At 44.4% G+C, this 15,365-nt stretch carries 20 protein-coding genes and 1 pseudogene; 4 read left to right on the plus strand and 17 right to left on the minus strand.

The window, feature by feature from the left end:
• The first annotated feature begins 180 nt into the window (after window positions 1–180).
• The gene (locus CUN85_RS03245) at window positions 181–438 is read left to right on the plus strand and encodes a hypothetical protein (protein WP_135388903.1); all 258 of its coding nucleotides are present in this window, start codon (window positions 181–183) and stop codon (window positions 436–438) included.
• A 148-nt stretch (window positions 439–586) separates the two neighbouring features.
• Here CUN85_RS03245 and CUN85_RS03250 read toward each other — a convergent pair whose 3' ends face one another.
• The 3 genes and pseudogenes from CUN85_RS03250 to tnpB all read right to left on the minus strand — a co-directional run bounded on the left by CUN85_RS03250 (window position 587) and on the right by tnpB (window position 2,801).
• Window positions 587–1,408: a CPBP family intramembrane glutamic endopeptidase gene (locus CUN85_RS03250; protein WP_135388904.1), complete on the minus strand. Its 822-nt coding sequence runs from the start codon at window positions 1,406–1,408 to the stop codon at window positions 587–589.
• Window positions 1,405–1,527 carry a DUF1616 domain-containing protein gene (locus CUN85_RS13255; RefSeq protein WP_235856174.1) on the minus strand — a complete coding sequence of 41 codons (123 nt, stop codon included), beginning with the start codon at window positions 1,525–1,527 and terminating at the stop codon, window positions 1,405–1,407. The genes CUN85_RS03250 and CUN85_RS13255 overlap by 4 nt, the downstream gene beginning before the upstream one ends.
• 159 nt (window positions 1,528–1,686) lie before the next feature.
• Window positions 1,687–2,801 (minus strand): annotated as a pseudogene (gene tnpB, locus CUN85_RS03255) (IS200/IS605 family element RNA-guided endonuclease TnpB).
• 319 nt (window positions 2,802–3,120) lie between these two features.
• Between tnpB and mmp11 the strand changes: the two are divergent.
• The 3 genes from mmp11 (at window position 3,121) to CUN85_RS03270 (ending at window position 6,032) form a co-directional block, all read left to right on the plus strand.
• A complete protein-coding gene (gene mmp11, locus CUN85_RS03260) occupies window positions 3,121–4,032 on the plus strand; it encodes a methanogenesis marker protein 11 (RefSeq protein ID WP_135388905.1) in 912 nt (303 codons plus the stop codon).
• 8 nt (window positions 4,033–4,040) lie between these two features.
• A complete protein-coding gene (locus CUN85_RS03265) occupies window positions 4,041–5,582 on the plus strand; it encodes a thiamine pyrophosphate-dependent enzyme (protein ID WP_135388906.1) in 1,542 nt (513 codons plus the stop codon).
• A 66-nt stretch (window positions 5,583–5,648) separates the two neighbouring features.
• Window positions 5,649–6,032: a VOC family protein gene (locus CUN85_RS03270; RefSeq protein WP_135388907.1), complete on the plus strand. Its 384-nt coding sequence runs from the start codon at window positions 5,649–5,651 to the stop codon at window positions 6,030–6,032.
• 76 nt (window positions 6,033–6,108) lie between these two features.
• On the opposite strand, the gene CUN85_RS03275 is transcribed toward CUN85_RS03270, so the two are convergent.
• The 14 genes from CUN85_RS03275 to CUN85_RS03340 form a co-directional block, all read right to left on the minus strand.
• The gene (locus CUN85_RS03275) at window positions 6,109–7,086 is read right to left on the minus strand and encodes a methanogenesis marker 12 protein (protein ID WP_135388908.1); all 978 of its coding nucleotides are present in this window, start codon (window positions 7,084–7,086) and stop codon (window positions 6,109–6,111) included.
• Window positions 7,087–7,108: 22 nt separating this feature from the next.
• Window positions 7,109–7,456, minus strand: a complete 348-nt coding sequence (locus CUN85_RS03280; RefSeq protein ID WP_135388909.1) for a DUF2103 domain-containing protein — start codon at window positions 7,454–7,456, stop codon at window positions 7,109–7,111.
• Window positions 7,457–7,532: 76 nt separating this feature from the next.
• Window positions 7,533–7,970 carry an ACT domain-containing protein gene (locus tag CUN85_RS03285; RefSeq protein WP_135388910.1) on the minus strand — a complete coding sequence of 146 codons (438 nt, stop codon included), beginning with the start codon at window positions 7,968–7,970 and terminating at the stop codon, window positions 7,533–7,535.
• 38 nt (window positions 7,971–8,008) lie between these two features.
• The gene (locus CUN85_RS03290; RefSeq protein WP_135388911.1) at window positions 8,009–9,313 is read right to left on the minus strand and encodes a phenylacetate--CoA ligase family protein; all 1,305 of its coding nucleotides are present in this window, start codon (window positions 9,311–9,313) and stop codon (window positions 8,009–8,011) included.
• 21 nt (window positions 9,314–9,334) lie between these two features.
• A complete protein-coding gene (locus CUN85_RS03295) occupies window positions 9,335–10,324 on the minus strand; it encodes a DHH family phosphoesterase (protein WP_135388912.1) in 990 nt (329 codons plus the stop codon).
• Window positions 10,325–10,386: 62 nt separating this feature from the next.
• Window positions 10,387–10,740 (minus strand): prefoldin subunit beta, encoded by a 354-nt coding sequence (locus tag CUN85_RS03300; RefSeq protein WP_135388913.1) that lies wholly within the window; start codon window positions 10,738–10,740, stop codon window positions 10,387–10,389.
• A gap of 135 nt (window positions 10,741–10,875) precedes the next feature.
• Complete coding sequence (locus CUN85_RS03305) at window positions 10,876–11,118, minus strand: KEOPS complex subunit Pcc1 (protein WP_135388914.1); 243 nt, start codon at window positions 11,116–11,118, stop codon at window positions 10,876–10,878.
• Window positions 11,109–11,582, minus strand: a complete 474-nt coding sequence (locus CUN85_RS03310) for a hypothetical protein (RefSeq protein ID WP_135388915.1) — start codon at window positions 11,580–11,582, stop codon at window positions 11,109–11,111. The genes CUN85_RS03305 and CUN85_RS03310 overlap by 10 nt, the downstream gene beginning before the upstream one ends.
• Window positions 11,583–11,588: 6 nt before the next feature.
• Window positions 11,589–11,726 carry a DNA-directed RNA polymerase subunit P gene (locus tag CUN85_RS03315; RefSeq protein WP_135388916.1) on the minus strand — a complete coding sequence of 46 codons (138 nt, stop codon included), beginning with the start codon at window positions 11,724–11,726 and terminating at the stop codon, window positions 11,589–11,591.
• 7 nt (window positions 11,727–11,733) lie between these two features.
• The gene (locus CUN85_RS03320) at window positions 11,734–12,021 is read right to left on the minus strand and encodes a 50S ribosomal protein L37ae (protein WP_135388917.1); all 288 of its coding nucleotides are present in this window, start codon (window positions 12,019–12,021) and stop codon (window positions 11,734–11,736) included.
• A gap of 45 nt (window positions 12,022–12,066) precedes the next feature.
• Entirely contained in the window at window positions 12,067–12,888 is an 822-nt protein-coding gene (rrp42, locus tag CUN85_RS03325) for an exosome complex protein Rrp42 (protein WP_135388918.1), read from the minus strand.
• A complete protein-coding gene (gene rrp41, locus CUN85_RS03330) occupies window positions 12,845–13,819 on the minus strand; it encodes an exosome complex exonuclease Rrp41 (protein ID WP_135388919.1) in 975 nt (324 codons plus the stop codon). The genes rrp42 and rrp41 overlap by 44 nt, the downstream gene beginning before the upstream one ends.
• A gap of 60 nt (window positions 13,820–13,879) precedes the next feature.
• The gene (rrp4, locus tag CUN85_RS03335; RefSeq protein WP_135388920.1) at window positions 13,880–14,647 is read right to left on the minus strand and encodes an exosome complex RNA-binding protein Rrp4; all 768 of its coding nucleotides are present in this window, start codon (window positions 14,645–14,647) and stop codon (window positions 13,880–13,882) included.
• Between the two features lie 9 nt (window positions 14,648–14,656).
• Window positions 14,657–15,349 carry a ribosome assembly factor SBDS gene (locus CUN85_RS03340; protein WP_135388921.1) on the minus strand — a complete coding sequence of 231 codons (693 nt, stop codon included), beginning with the start codon at window positions 15,347–15,349 and terminating at the stop codon, window positions 14,657–14,659.
• Window positions 15,350–15,365: the final 16 nt, after the last annotated feature.

Here is a 15,365-nt window from a genome sequence, read left to right on the forward strand (position 1 = left end):
GTGAGGAAATAAAGGCTAGGAAGCACTGGAATCAGGTAAAAGAGATTAAAATAAAGCTAATAGTAAACAACCTTGGCAGGTATGCCAAAATTGTTTGTTTGATTCAAATGAGGATTTCTACAGAGCCCATTTCACAGCAATTTTTAATAGAATGAACACATAGAAAGTATGGGAGAGGTTATGCTTACAAGTGTATTATCAACAACTACTACGACAGGTAGTGTAACAGGAATTCAGTCAATGACAACAACCACAGGTATCCCAGAATATGGAGTTATAGCTGTAATCATGCTTATCACGCTGCTATCTGCAAAGTTCGTGCTATCAGCATCTGCAAAATGGAGCAAGTCGCTTGACTGTACCCTAAAAATGGCAATTACACCACTAATTATAGAATTTGTGGCAATCGTTGTTTTTAAGTTATCACACTTAAACTGATTCTTCAATATTACTACACTTGAGATATATACTTCCGATATTTTTTCGCATAAACCATATTTACAGCAGTAAGTATATAATACAAATAATACAGTAGGTCAGTAAAAAATAATGAATTATTTGTTTCAAAAAAATATCTCAATGAATTTCAAACATTAAAATATGGCAGAAGAGGTATCAGGCCAAACAGGAAAATATTTGCAAAGCCGTGTGTCAGACTGACCAGAGATAAACTTCCAGTCTTCTGGAACATGTAACCCAGAACAAGTCCCACACAGGATACATACACAATCTCATACAGAGTTCCATAGCCTGAGTGCATGAACCCAAATAGCAGACTAACTATAATCAATCCTTCTGATCTCCCAAAGGAAATCTCCATCCGACCCTGCAAAAGGAATCTGAATATAAGTTCTTCTACAAAACCCACAATAAATATCATTATCAGAGATAATTTTAAGAGATTGATCAAAGAAAGATCTGGTATAAGACTCTCAGGTTCTATTATCTGGAACTCCCCCCATGCAATAATAGCTCCTACAACACACGAAAGAAGCAGGTAGCCAGGAAGGCTTTTCAGGAACACTCTCATGCTGACTCCAGAGAGTTCTAGATCCTGATGCCTGATGACCAGATATGCAGGCAACAGCATCGGCAGGTATATATAAAAAAGAACATCAAGCGTCGTTTCTGAGAATACAGGCATAGTTAGATTCAGAAACCGAAATATAGGGAGCAGTAAAAGCATCTGCATGGACCTGGAAATATGTGAATCCGGAATCCACATAACAAAAAGCGTCAGTAAAAGTAATGCCAGGGTATGGAATATGAAACCTGCCTCAGCATGCCTGAAGTATATGAGCATTTCAGCTACCATAATCAGTACAACAGGAAGGATTATGACCCGACTGCCACTAAGGATTGAAACTCGATAAAACATATCTGATCTGCTGTCCTGAATCCCCTTCATATGGCACCTTCTGCCTCCGCAACGTTAATCCACAGATGCAGGTCATGGTTGGGTTCATTGAAGTTGCCATCCTTGTAAAGCAGGTACTGCAGCTTCATGTTACTTCCCGTATCATCCAATAGAACTGTAATTCATTTGAGGTCCGTTTGAGAATTCATTTGTTTAATTACTGATATACACGTTGGTGAACTACCACCCATTAAGATGGGTGGCTTCCTGCTTCATTCTCCTGACCACTGTCAGTAAGTCCACAAGCTCTTCCCGTAGTCCCTACGGTGCTAAATTCCTATTAAGTTCTGCTTATCTAAAGCAAACTTTTTGATATTAATAGCGGCATTAATATCTCTTTCATGATTGGTTTCACATTCAGGACATTTCCATTCCCTATCTGCTAACGTTAATTTTCCATTGTGGAATCCACATACACTACATATTTTGGCAGATGGCTCAAATTGCCCTATGCGAAGTATCGTTTTTCCGTACCATTCGGCTTTATATTCGAGTTTTGTTAGAAAAGAACTCCATGATGCATCTGCTATACTTTGTGCAAGACAATGATTTTCCAACATACCGCTAACATTCAATGTTTCCAATGCTACCGCTTGATTCTCGCTTATGAGCTTAGAGGATACTTTATGCTGAAAATCATTTCTTTGATTGCTTATTTTCTCATGAAGTTTTGATACTGCTAAACGTGCCTTTGCTTTGTTCTTTGAACCCTTCTGCTTCTTTGATAATCTTCTTTGAAGGACTACAAGGCGTTTCATCGAATTTTTAAGATGTTTAGGATTCTCTATTTTTTCACCATTGGATAGAACAGCGAAATCTTTAATCCTCACATCAATACCAACAGTCACTTTTTCGTTAAAAATGGATTTAACAGGTAATTCCTGTTCATCATCCACAAGGATACTGATATAGAATTTTCCAGTTGGCGTTTTGGATACGGTAGCGGTTTTTTCAATTCCAGCATATGTACGATGTAGTTTTATACCCACCCAACCAATTTTAGGAAGTTTTACTTTATTAGCATCGAAATCTACCTTATAGTGTTGAGGAACAGAAAACGATTGTACAGGATTCTTTTTGGACTTGAATTTTGGAAAACCTTTTTTTTCTCTAAAAAAATTTGTAAAAGCATTATCCAAATTTAGTGTGACACCACGCAATGATTGAGAATTAACATCCTTCAACCATTCTTTATCCTCATATAATTCTGGAATCATTTTATTTAACGAAAACCTTGAGATTTATTTTCCATCTTGTTCATATATCTTAATTTTCTGTTCTAAAGCCCAATTATAGATTACCCTAACACATCCAAAGTGCTGAAAGAACATCTCTTCATGCGCTCTTTTGTAGGATACATTCTATATTTGTAAGCTTTTAACATACAATTCATTATAGGATTTGTCACAATATACAGTTTACGTCAAGTTAAACAAAATAGTTGTTTTGGAGAATAGACGTAATTCATCCACCTGTTCCATTTCATAGAAATGGAACTCCCATTAAATCTTCGATTTAATGCGAGTTTGAAAACGGTGGTCTTCTTACTCCAACGGTGATAAATATTGAGGGATCGAACAAACCCATCAGGATAGTAAACAAGGTCCTATGGAAACATAAGTAGGCAAGTCACGTAACCATACCTTGTACAAAGGATCTATGAACAAAACATTTAAAGTACAGTCCGGCAATTAAGCAGTCAGATGAAAGAAATTGAACTTAAGGATCCATACACTATTCCATATAAAGGAATATACGCAGTATGCGATAAAAATAACCAATATGCGGAGATCATCGAGCATACCGATTGCTACGGGGGAGCTGCCTGGTCGAAGTTCCATTATTCACACTCATCCCTTGTCCTTAATACAAGATCCATTGGGAACATTATACGCTACCTTGTAAGGACCGGGACATCGGACCTCGACTTAAAACCTTCCAGATCAGCTGCAGGCATTGAGTCGGTTGTTGTCAGTGATGATGAAGTACACATAACCTATGCAGGACTTGGCGGCGGGGGCGTCGGTGCGACCAAATGCAGGGCCCTGGCCGAAGGTGTGCTGCGTTACGAATGCACAGAATCCGGAGGTGGACGTGCTGCTAAGGGCAGCATAGTTGTTCCCAGAAGAGAGAGGGTTCTTATCGGCATCGACGACACCGACACAAAAGAAACAGGAGCAACATGGACCCTAACTCACAATATAGCAAAGGAACTCAATTGCCCCGGATCCGTTTACATTTCACATACCCTGGTACAGCTCTATCCGGTAGCTGCAAAGACACAGAACTGTGTTTCAACAGTGCTTGAGTTCGGTTGCACAGACAATGCGGCAAAAGAAGAATTACTGGAAAGCATCAGAGGGGCACTCCTGAAATACAGCGTTTCTGACCAGACCGGGATGGTCGTACTGTCGGACTTTGACGCAAAAGAGGTTTACAGGTACAGCAAACAATGCCGTCAAGGAGAACTCACGAAGGACTATGCAATACAGTATGCAAATGAACACAGCGTAGAGATATGGATGAACGGGAACGGAGTCATTGGCGCGCTTGCGGCACTCGCATGGTTCGCAAGACCCGACGAATCCATCCGTCTGGAAGCCGAAATTGAATAGATGAGACAATGAAGGACAACTCCCATATTACCGGACTTGAAGCACTGTATCTTGCAGCTGTCGATTCCGATGTAGAACTTATTACTGCTGTTGCCGGCTTTCCCATAACCGCAGTTGCCGAGAAATTCTTCCGGGAGAAATTAACGGAAAACTACGATATTCACTGGATAACGAACGAGAAGTCCGCCCTTGAAACTGCGCTGGGTGCTTCAATAACCGGCCGCAGGTCCATGGTACTGGTCAAACATGTGGGAATGAACATACTTGCAGACCCCCTCATGACATCCGTCCTGCACACTATCGGAGCAGGTCTTGTGATCCTTGCCGGGGATGACCCTGCAGCAGCCGCATCCCAGAATGAACAGGACTCACGCTGGTACGGAAAGATATCCGAACTTGCTGTTATGGACCCTTCGACACCGGAGGACGCATATAACTGTTTGAAAAGGGCATTCGATCTGTCTGAAGAAGCGAAGGTGCCCGTCATTGTAAGAATAACTGAAAGGCTCGAAAGTAGTAAGGGAAGATTTGAAAGATGTGAAAAAAAAACGGAAGCCCGGATCAAATATCAATTTGACGGTTCCATATGGAAACTCACCATGCACGGCAAACACCAGCGTTTCCACCGGGAATCGTATCCCCTTCTTACCAGGGAGTCTGAAACCAGCCCGTTGAACAGGATAAAAGGAAATGGCAAAGAGATCGGGATTATTTCATCAGGATACCCTTCAGCAATTGTTGACAAACTAATATCCTCTTACCCAGAGTTCTCGGATGCATCGAATCTGACACTCAACATAGTATCGCCTTTCCCTTTTAAATTGGTGAGAAAGTTCTTTCATGAACACAGGCACATTCTTGTCATCGAGGAAAGCGAAGACTTCATCGAATCCCACCTGAATATACTGGAGAAGATAAAGGGCAAAGCCAGCGGACACGTGCCAGTAGGACTTGTGAGTAAAGAGCATATACAGTTTGCACTAAAAAATATCGGTAAAGACAGCATAACAAAGTACACCGAAATTCAGACCACTGAGAAAAGAGGGGCACGTCCCATATGCGATAAATGCCCATACATGCCGCTCTACAATATCCTGCGCGAGCTCGATATTATGGTTGCAGGCGACATGGGATGCTCCATACGCACGGCTCCCGAACCACTTGACGCTGTCGATACCGGATTCTCACTGGGAGGAGCCATATCCACAGCCTGTGGTTTCAGGGAGAAGGGTGTCGCAGTCATCGGTGATTTCGGGCTTGCTCATTCGGGAATTGTAGGACTCATTAATGCAGTGAACTCCGGTTTCGAGCTCTTTGCCATAATCCTTGATAACAGAGTTGCAGCCATGACCGGCGGGCAGGAAACACCAGACCTCACGGAAACGATACGAACAATTGTTCCTGATATGAGCATTCTTGACATCGATGATAAAATAAACCTGAATGGATACCAGGAAACTCGGAACGAGCTGGAGGACATCATCAGGAAAAAGCTCAGGGAGAAAGGTGTCTCGGTATTGTATCTAAAAGGCAAATGTATACTATACTGAGCCGGTCAAAGCGATATTCCCAACATATATCAACCTGAAGAACAATTGTTTTTGGGGGGTTTTGATATGGATAAAGTGACACATTTTCACATACCTGCAGATAATATGAGACGTGCAAAAATGTTCTACAGGAATATGTTTGGATGGGAATTCAAAATAACAGAAATGGATCAGGACTATACACTGACAACTACTGTGAAGACAGATCAGAAACAGATACCTGCAGAACCCGGCGCCATAAACGGGGCGCTGTTCCTGAGAAGAAGACCTGATGAAGGCCCGTCTATTGTCGTTACCGTTCAGGACATCTATGGCAGTCTTGAAAATGTTGAGAAGGCAGGCGGACATATCCTAAGACCTGTTGAACCTGCAGGTAATCTTGGCCTGTTTGCAGAAATCAGGGATTCTGAAGGGAATATACTGGGGCTGTGGCAAGAAATAGAAAAATAGCGTGTGGTTTTAAGGACCATTATTTCATAACAGAATGTTTGGTATTTAATACAATAAACGCACATATGATATGGGTTCACAGGTTCACAGGAATACCAAGTATCTCCCTGCTGCCTGTGGCAATATCCCGCGCGATCTCCGCACACCCAACCGCAGCGCTCCACCTGTCAAGCACATGGCAGCTCAGGCCCAGATGCCAATCTATCTTTTCTGCTACAAAAGGCATCTCAACAATAGAGCCTTCTAGTATAACCTCGCCCTCACAACCGTAATCTTTCAGCAGGATCTGCATGCAGGAAATCTCCATTGCTGCAAAAAGCGCAATCGTATCCAGCGCAAGTAGTGCATTCTGATCATCGTTCTTTGCAGCCCTGAGCAGTTCATGCCTGTCCGAAAAAGAAGTGTGTTTCAGAACGCCTGCATTGGTGAATGCCTGGTTGGCACTGAGTTTACCTGCATCCACATCCCTCAAGGCCTGGACATCAAGTGGTCCGTGATTCAATCCCGGGGCAAATATGCAGGCATCTATCGCACCGATCACCTTACCATTTGCAACTCCAAGGGTCACAGTATTGGAACTTATATCCGACAGGACAAAATCCTTAAAACCCATGCAGAAAGCGTGATATGCAATACCTATTTTTTCTGGGCTCGTGGAATGAGAAAAAACATTCATACGCGGGTCCGTCTGGCTACTGTCATGTATACCAGGGATTACAACCGCAGGAATACCTGAGTTCCTTATAGCATCGAAAACACGACTACCACCACCCGTCTTCTTACCTGCTCCTTCAATACTCCTGACACCCCGGTTCTCTACGGAGTTAATGCTTTCAATGGATGTGATACTGTCCCCCATGGAATAGGTAACAGCTATCATCCGGATGTCATTTCGGGCTACATCAAGCTTATCCTCTATCAGGGATATAACCTGAGTTTCACTCATTGCAGCGATATCCTGCCTGGGGATCTCCAGCTTACTGACTATAGAATCTTCTTTATCAACAGATGCAAAACGCATTGCTGTTGTACCGTGATCTATTCCGATGAACATAACAAGCACTCTTTTTATTTGGTCAGCCGTCTGTAAGCATTGAATTAAGCTCTTCCATCAAACGTCCACCCTCTATAACATTTGATACAGTTGTTATAATCCGGATTTCCTGTGAAGAAGTACCATGTGATATGAGCATTCTGAGGTTTCCCCTATCATCCGGACGAAGTACCTTTGCAGATAGGGTCCCGCCTGAATTGCTTTTTCCTTTAACAGAAATAACCGAAGGGATTATTTTTTTGACTTCGGGATGCTGGCTTATCATAGCTACAAGTTTTTTACCATGTCGATTGCCAATGATGGTCGTGTGCGAACCACCAATCTTGCTTTTTGGCTTACTGACTCCGTTTACAGGTGTGCCGGCATTCATTTGCAGAAAATAATAGTACGGAGTATAAATTATTGGTGGTCGAACGATCGAAAAGGGAAAGAATGATTTCGGAAGATCATATCTGCTGGATATCCGCCATATCGATGAGCTTTATACCGGAGCCCTGCAGTACATTGATAGCAACCTCGATATTGTTGACCCTGAGAATGAGCAATGCCTTCTCCGTCTTTGTGACAAAGGCATAGGCATAGTCTATGTTTATGTTCTTTTCACCAAGGACATCGGCTATCTTTCCCAGACCACCCGGCACATCTTCCATCTCTATCCCGAGCACACTTGTTTCGGATACTGTGAAACCTGCATCATGCAACACGTTATGTGCGATATCCGGCCTGTCCACAACCATCCTGATGATACCAAAATCACCGGCTTCAGCTATGGTAAATGCCCTTATGTTGATGCCGGCTTTGCGGAAATTGCTGGCAATATTAGCAAGCCTTCCAGGCTTGTTCTCAGCAAAAAGGGATATCTGTTTGATAATCTTGTCTTCCATGAAACCACCTGTTACCTATAAAATTATGTCCTATGTTATTATAATTTCCTGTTGTCTGTCACTCTCTTAGCCTTTCCCATGGAACGCGGGATAGTTCCGCTTTCTACCAGCTCGACCTTAACAGTAATGTTCAAGACGCTTTTAAGAGCGGATGATACCTTCTTCTCCAGTATGATGATGTCGTTCACCTTATCACTGAAGGCTTCGTCTGTCATCTCTATCTGTACCTTCATGACATCGAGCTCATTCACCCTGTCCACAACTATCATAAAATGCTCACCGACCTCAGGAATGTTCATGAGCACGGACTCGATCTGACCGGGGAATACGTTGATACCACGGATGATAAGCATATCATCGGCACGCCCGAGCACACGCATAATACGTGGATGAGTTCTTCCGCACCTGCATGGCTGCTTGTTGATGACAGTGATATCACCGATCCTGTACCTTATAAGAGGGAGTGCTTCCTTGAACAGAGTGGTGATGACAAGTTCACCCCTTTCGCCTTCCTTGAGCTGTTCACCAGTCTCCGGATCGATCACCTCTATCAGGAACTGGTCAGCCCAGATATGTATACCATCCTGGAACTGGCATTCCGTGAAAAGCGGACCGCTAAGCTCGGACGTACCATAGATATCATATGCCTTGATGCCGGTTGCCTGTTCTATCCTTGCACGCATCTCCTCTGACCATGGTTCCGCACCGAATATGCCGACACGCAGGTTAGTGTCCTTCTCTATGCTGATATTTGCCTTGTCAGCAACCTCGTTCATGAAAAGGAAGTAAGACGGAGTGCAGGCAATAATGCTTGAGTTCAGGTCCTGCATCAGTTCGATCTGCCTTTCAGTGTTACCCGAGCTTGCCGGAAGGACAGTCGCACCTATTTCTTCCGCACCGTAATGAGCCCCGAGACCACCTGTGAACAGGCCATATCCATAGCCTACCTGTATGATGTCACCCCTTCCGACACCAATAGATGTCATCGCCCTTGCAAGAGAGGTGGTCCATCCATCAATGTCGCTCTTGGTATAACCCACAACTGTTGGTTTTCCTGTCGTCCCGGATGAGACATGGAAACGTACAAGCTGCTCGTTAGGGACGCAGAACATACCGGTAGGATATGTGTCCCGGAGATCACCCTTATATGTAAAAGGTAATTTTTTCAGATCATCAAGCGTCTGAATCTCCTCCGGCCTGACACCCGCATCATCAAATCGCTTTTTGTAGAACTCCGAGTGCTGGTAAACATAATTCACCAGGTTTTTTAACTTCCTCTCCTGCATTTTTTCCAGTTCTTCAACCGGCATGCGCTCCATCAATGGGTTCCAGTACTCTAACATTTTTATCATCCCGTTTTTTGTTTATTCCGAATTCTCCTGTAACGCCTCGCAGATAGAAGGATTCGGCTTTCCCTGAAGGACATTACGTATCCTTTTCCTGCATTCCTGGATTATAACATCCATGTCAGCTACAACATCGATCCCGGCCGCACCTGCGTGGCCTCCTCCGGTGCCCTGGTAATTGGAGCTTATGTCCTCCATGATTTTACCGAGGTTCACACCGGAATTCACTGCATCGCGCTTTGCTCTTCCACTTACCCTTACATTCCTGTCACGTGAAGTGCCTATCAAGGCCACGTCAGCTCCGATATTAAGGAACATCGAGGATGCCGCACCACCGAAGGAATTCACATGAGAGTCCACGACCAGCCAGTCATCGACGCGCTCGATATTAGCCCTTGTAGCACATTTCAACATGGCTATACGCATGGATATATCCTGCGGGGTAGATGCCATCATTTCCAGAACCTCGGCATATTCCACTCCGCTTGACTCTATGATCTCCGAGACGGTCCTGAAAGTATCGTATGATGCATGTTTGAAATGGCCGGTATCTGTAATAATACCGGTAAGAAGGCCAAGTGCCGTCCTGCGCATTATGGGAGCACCCATAATACGGAGAATATCAAAGACCATCTCTGCAGTCGAGGTGGCATGGCGATGCAGGTAGAATTCGGCATTTTCAATGAGTGCAGTGGTAGCGTGATGGTCAATCACGCAGTACTTACCAAGTTTGATATCATTCAACTGTGAGCTGGTAGATGTGTCCACCACCAGGGTGATATCATATTGTGACGGATCGGGATCGATAACCACGTCTATATTAAGCTTTTCAATTAGAAGAGAGGCAACGCGATTACAGCCATCCACGAGTCCGATAGTTCCGCCAATGGCCTCAGATAGTGCAAAAGCGCTGCTCACAGCATCTGGATCTGCATTACGATGACACAAATAAAGAACTTGCGGATAATCCAGAAGTCTATTGTAAAACTCCAGTTCTTGAACTTCCATAGAAACCTCTGATTATCATCTCAAAAGATAATCCGAGTATGTCAGCATTGAGGAAAAAGGCTTTATTCTGCCTGATTCCCCATTGCCTGTTCTATTTGTTCCTGAAGTTGTGTAAAACGCTTGGAGATACGCTCTTCCTGTCTTGAGACGGACTGAAGCCTCAGGGTAAGTGTCTCTACCTTTTCTTTCATCTTGCCAACTGTTTCCTCTTTGTTGGCTTTTATCTGCAGTTCACCTACCGTCCGGTAGATCACCGCATCTTCGGAGAGATTCTCAAGTTCCTCAAGTGCCCTCTCGGACTCCTTCTGTAAAGATTCCATCTGGGCTTTCTGCATTGCAAGTGACTGTGCCTGTTGCTGAACTTGCTGCAACTGAGCCAGCTGGTTCTGTATCTGTGGGGGTATTTGTGTACTCATTTGGTTTCACCTGGCATACCAATAAACTTAAAGTGATTTTAATGTTTCCATAAGAGACGCAACGATAAAACAGTGAGTACAGGTTCGTTTTCAGGTAAAATTAATCAATACCCTAAGTAAAACTGATTGCAACTATTACTTACTATCTGTAAGAACAGACACTTCATTGGATACCTGTATCAACCTCAACCAGGTATTCAGTGTGGACCTCATAGATACTAGATCATCTGCCTCTACTATAAGATACAGATGTGAACCATCGACCCGGAGTTCAATTCTGGACCGGTCAGTCACCGCAGTTTCTATCTCAGGCTTCAGTGAACGATATATTGAACAGGCAGTGTCGAACTCAAAAACAGATTCGGCGATCAACTGCAATTGCCATCACCCTCCAGTATCCTGTAAGTTCTGACCTTCAGGGAAAAAAGTATTGTATCATCCTCAGTGAAATTGATCAGGTCGTCCGAGATCACCATCTTCAATAAGCCGGAAGACCCATTATCCACATCCGACTTGACCAATTCGGAGAATATCGAAGCAAGCTCCCCTTCTCCTGTTATAGAAGGTCCTGCCTGCCGGGAGCGTGGATAAGGCTTCCCGGATGTCGATAATGAGATATGTAATGAGAGAGCGCAGAACCCCTCTGGATCATATATAGTGATGCTGCCGGGATTCCCGTGATACTCACCCACGATCATGAGAGAGGAATCATCTGCATGACCCAGGACCTCACCCATACTCATCTTACCGCGATTGAAATAATCGCAACGGAAAAAAGATGCCAGCAACTTACATAAACTACGCGTGCTGGCTGAAGGTTTGCGAGAAGAAGTAATTTGCATCTACTTCTACTCAGCTTTGATGCGTTTGATTGATGTCGGACGCTCTTTTACAAGTATCCTGTGCCCGCAGTAAGGACAGCGAATACCCGTATACTCGTAATCTATCTCGACAATTCGTTTGCATCTGGTACACTTATAATCCATGCTCACCTTACTCTATTTTTTCAGTAGCTTTTCTTACGGAGCGAGTGACTGTCTTACCAACACTGGTTTGAGGAAGGTACGTACCGCCTGCAAATGTGTAGTCACACTTACTGCACTTCCAGATACCCGTACCAACCCTGCCAACTGTCGGACGTGCACATCTTGCACATGTATGGGGCATACGCATCTTTTCTTCAAGATCCGCTACCAGTTTACGGTCCTTCCTACCATATCGTACACCAAACCTGCCTGCAGATCTGGATACACGTCCTTTTCTCGTATATTTTTTAGCCATGAATCTAATCTCCTTGAATCAAATATGAAATTGCGATATTAATGATCAATCCCGGATGTTCGAGAGATGAACCTCACGTAACTGGGCTGCTTTCTCACATGCCATTTCCACAGCCTTGAGCAACTGTTCATCTGTCAATGCTCCGTCACCACTCTTTTGCATCCCTGAGATCGAGCCGTCCTGATTTGAGATAACAGTTATTTTGGTATCACACACTGTTTCCTCATCAAGCCCCGGATCGACCATCAGTGAACCACCAATGTTAATCACTGTGACTGACAGAGGCATATCCTTGACGGGCAGAGGTGTATCTTCACCTTTTCCTGCACGTTCTGCAGGTATAGTGGTGGTCAGCAGGGCTGCAATAGCACCCATGGAAGAAGCATCCTGGATGTTTCCGGCATTATTGAGAACATGGATGTCAATGAACACTATCCATACTTCTTCTCCTTCCGTAATACACAGCTTGCTTAAATCAATTGCGCCTGACTCACGGACACCGCGGTCGGTCACACGAGCCATCTCAATGGCATTCTCCCTGGGAGGACCCGCCTCGAAATCAGGAGAAGCTATGGGATTGAGTTCGAGACTCGTGATAATGACCCCTTCGCCCTTTGAATCCGGGAAAGGAGAGCCGGCCTGGAGTTTCACTCCCACAAGGACCTCTGTTTCTCCCAGCTTGACCCATGCAGAGCCCTCAGCCTTATCAATAACGTTTGTTTTTACTTCACTATCCCTAACCTGGTCAAAGGAACGACCATCGGTGCGTTTTCCCTTGAGCATCAGATTGTAAATATAATCTCTTTTCAACACAGACATTACTTCATTGCTCACGGATCTCACTTCCCTCAGTAATCTCCTCTTCATCGGCCGTTTCTTCTTCAACGAGGTCGACAAATTCTTCTTCTATAACCTCATGATCTTCTTCCTCAGCCTCTGTGTCTTCCGAGTCCTCATCTTCCCCTGATTCACCGGAAACATCGGCCTCTTCAAGATCCTCATCTTCTGATTCCCCTATGTCGCATTCGACCATGACCTCAATATCGATCTCTTCATCGATATCCTCAGGCACTTCGATTGCAGCGTCTTCACCAAACTTGCCCTTGAGAGCTTCTTTCTGCATCTCGAGAATCTGGAGACAACCTTTCTTGCACATTTCAAGAGCCTGCTTGAACTCTTCCTGTGTAAGGTTCCCATCCATCTGAAGGAGTGTGATCTCCCCGTCCTGGGTCATTGCTATCGGGAGGTCAGCCTGACCATAGTTGTCTTCAGGTTTGTTTAGATCGAGTACCAGCTTGCCATCGACCTTTCCGACAGCACATGCAGCAACAAGGCTTTTCATAGGGATTCCGGCATCTGCAAGTGCAATTGAAGCTGCATTGATCGCAGCGGTCCTTGTACCGGCATCAGCCTGCAGTACTTCCGCAAAGACATCGATAACTGCACTTGGATAAAGGTTTGTCATCACCACAGGTTCGAATGCCTCGCGGCTTACTTTTGATATTTCAGTACTTCTTCTGCTCGGACCCGGACGTATACGGTCCTCAACAGAAAAAGCCGCCATATTATATCTGTATCTTATCAGGGCAGAATCTGATTTCTGCAGTCTTCTCGGATGAAGTTCCCTGGGGCCATAAACCGCCACCAGGATCTTATTGTTGCCCCATTCCATATAGCAGGAGCCATCCGCACGGGAAAGCACCCCTATCTTGATCGTCATCGGTCTTATTTCATCAATTTGCCTGCCATCGAGGCGTAAACCATTCTCATCAATGAACTTTTCAGGTTTATCATTCATACTAATTCTCCAATATTCAAGAAATCGGCTGGTCGCATTTTGCAAAAAGGACTACCCGGATCATTCATCCGTTTCTTCCAGAAGTGCATCTACTTTTCTGTAGGTATCCTCAGGAATCCCGCTCTCATCTTCTTCTACTTCTTCGGCCTCGGCAAGATCTTCATCAGTATCAGCATCTTCCTTGTTCCTCAGGAACCGGCAAACCCTGTCAGTCAACCCTGTTGTATGTGACTGTTGCATGATCATATCTATGGCTTCGGTAAGACGATCCATATCGCTGTCTTTTCCATTTATCCAGATGCGCCCGTTCTGACCAACAAATATCTCACAGTCTGTTTCTTTTTTAAGCATTGAGACCATTGAACCGCCATGACCTATGATCCGGGGAACCTTTGCAGGAACAACTTTGATAATCCTTCCCACATTAAGAGGTTTTAATCCCCTCTCACGCATTGAAAGTTCCACCTTCATGGATGGATTTACATCTTTAACACGCAGCAGTACAGAATCTCCGACATCCATTATCCCGGGCATCTTGCCAGATTCCACCCTTTTCGGATATTCTGAGACATGTAGCAGACCATCATAAGGAGAACAGATGTCAAATATCCAGTTTGAGGGGGTTAGCTCGATCACAGTACCAATTACAAAATCCTTGCTCGAAGGAATATACTTTCCTGCGAACGGGACCACAGATATCCTGTTTCTTGCATTCTTGATCCCGTATAAAAGAGAATAGACCTTTCCATCCTTCACATATGTACCAGGTCCTGAGTCTGCCTTGTTCTCAGACAAAAACTGGCCCGGAAATACAATATCTCGCTCCATTATCCATCCTCATAATAATTTTGTTTCAGCATCCCCTTTGGTCAGGTGATTTACCAGACCGTAGAAATCATTCTGCAAACCAGCAGGCATCCTTACAACCGCAACCCAGGAACCATCACTCTGCCATTCGTTCTTTAAAAGGGTTGAGAACTTGGAGATATCCCCATAGGATTTTGCAGCATACTCTGCAGGTATCCTTACTGCCACATCGACCTCCTCAAACCTGATGGGGATGATAGGACGAATGGCCTTCATGACTATATTGACCTGTTCATCCACACTCTTCAAAAGATCGATATGGACCTTTGCCTCCTCCATAGCTTTCTCGATCCTTGCCCGCGGATGAGGGGTCTTTGTCTGAGGATTGATCGCATTCTGTACTATGACAGTTACAACCTGTCGGGTCTTTTCTTCAAGCAGGAATTTTCGCTGCTCCGTAGTTAACTGAAGCTCACCATTCTCCAGGATCTGGCTGGCAGCCTCCATGACATTAGAACTGCCAAAAGTATTCTCAAGGTCGGATTCAGCTGCATGGTCTCCTTGATGAGCATCGGAGAATACAGATTCAACAGCGAGTATATCTTCGATCTTAATATCTTCGCCCCTTTTCAGCGCAAACGCCTTATCAGGATCCACCAGTACCTCGAACTGATTCTTACCTTTCTTGAGCCTTGCTATTACTGCCTCATCAAGTGACACCATTTTTTTTCACCCTGAC

Origin of the sequence: Methanolobus halotolerans, assembly GCF_004745425.1 — an archaeon.
GTDB lineage: Archaea > Halobacteriota > Methanosarcinia > Methanosarcinales > Methanosarcinaceae > Methanolobus > Methanolobus halotolerans.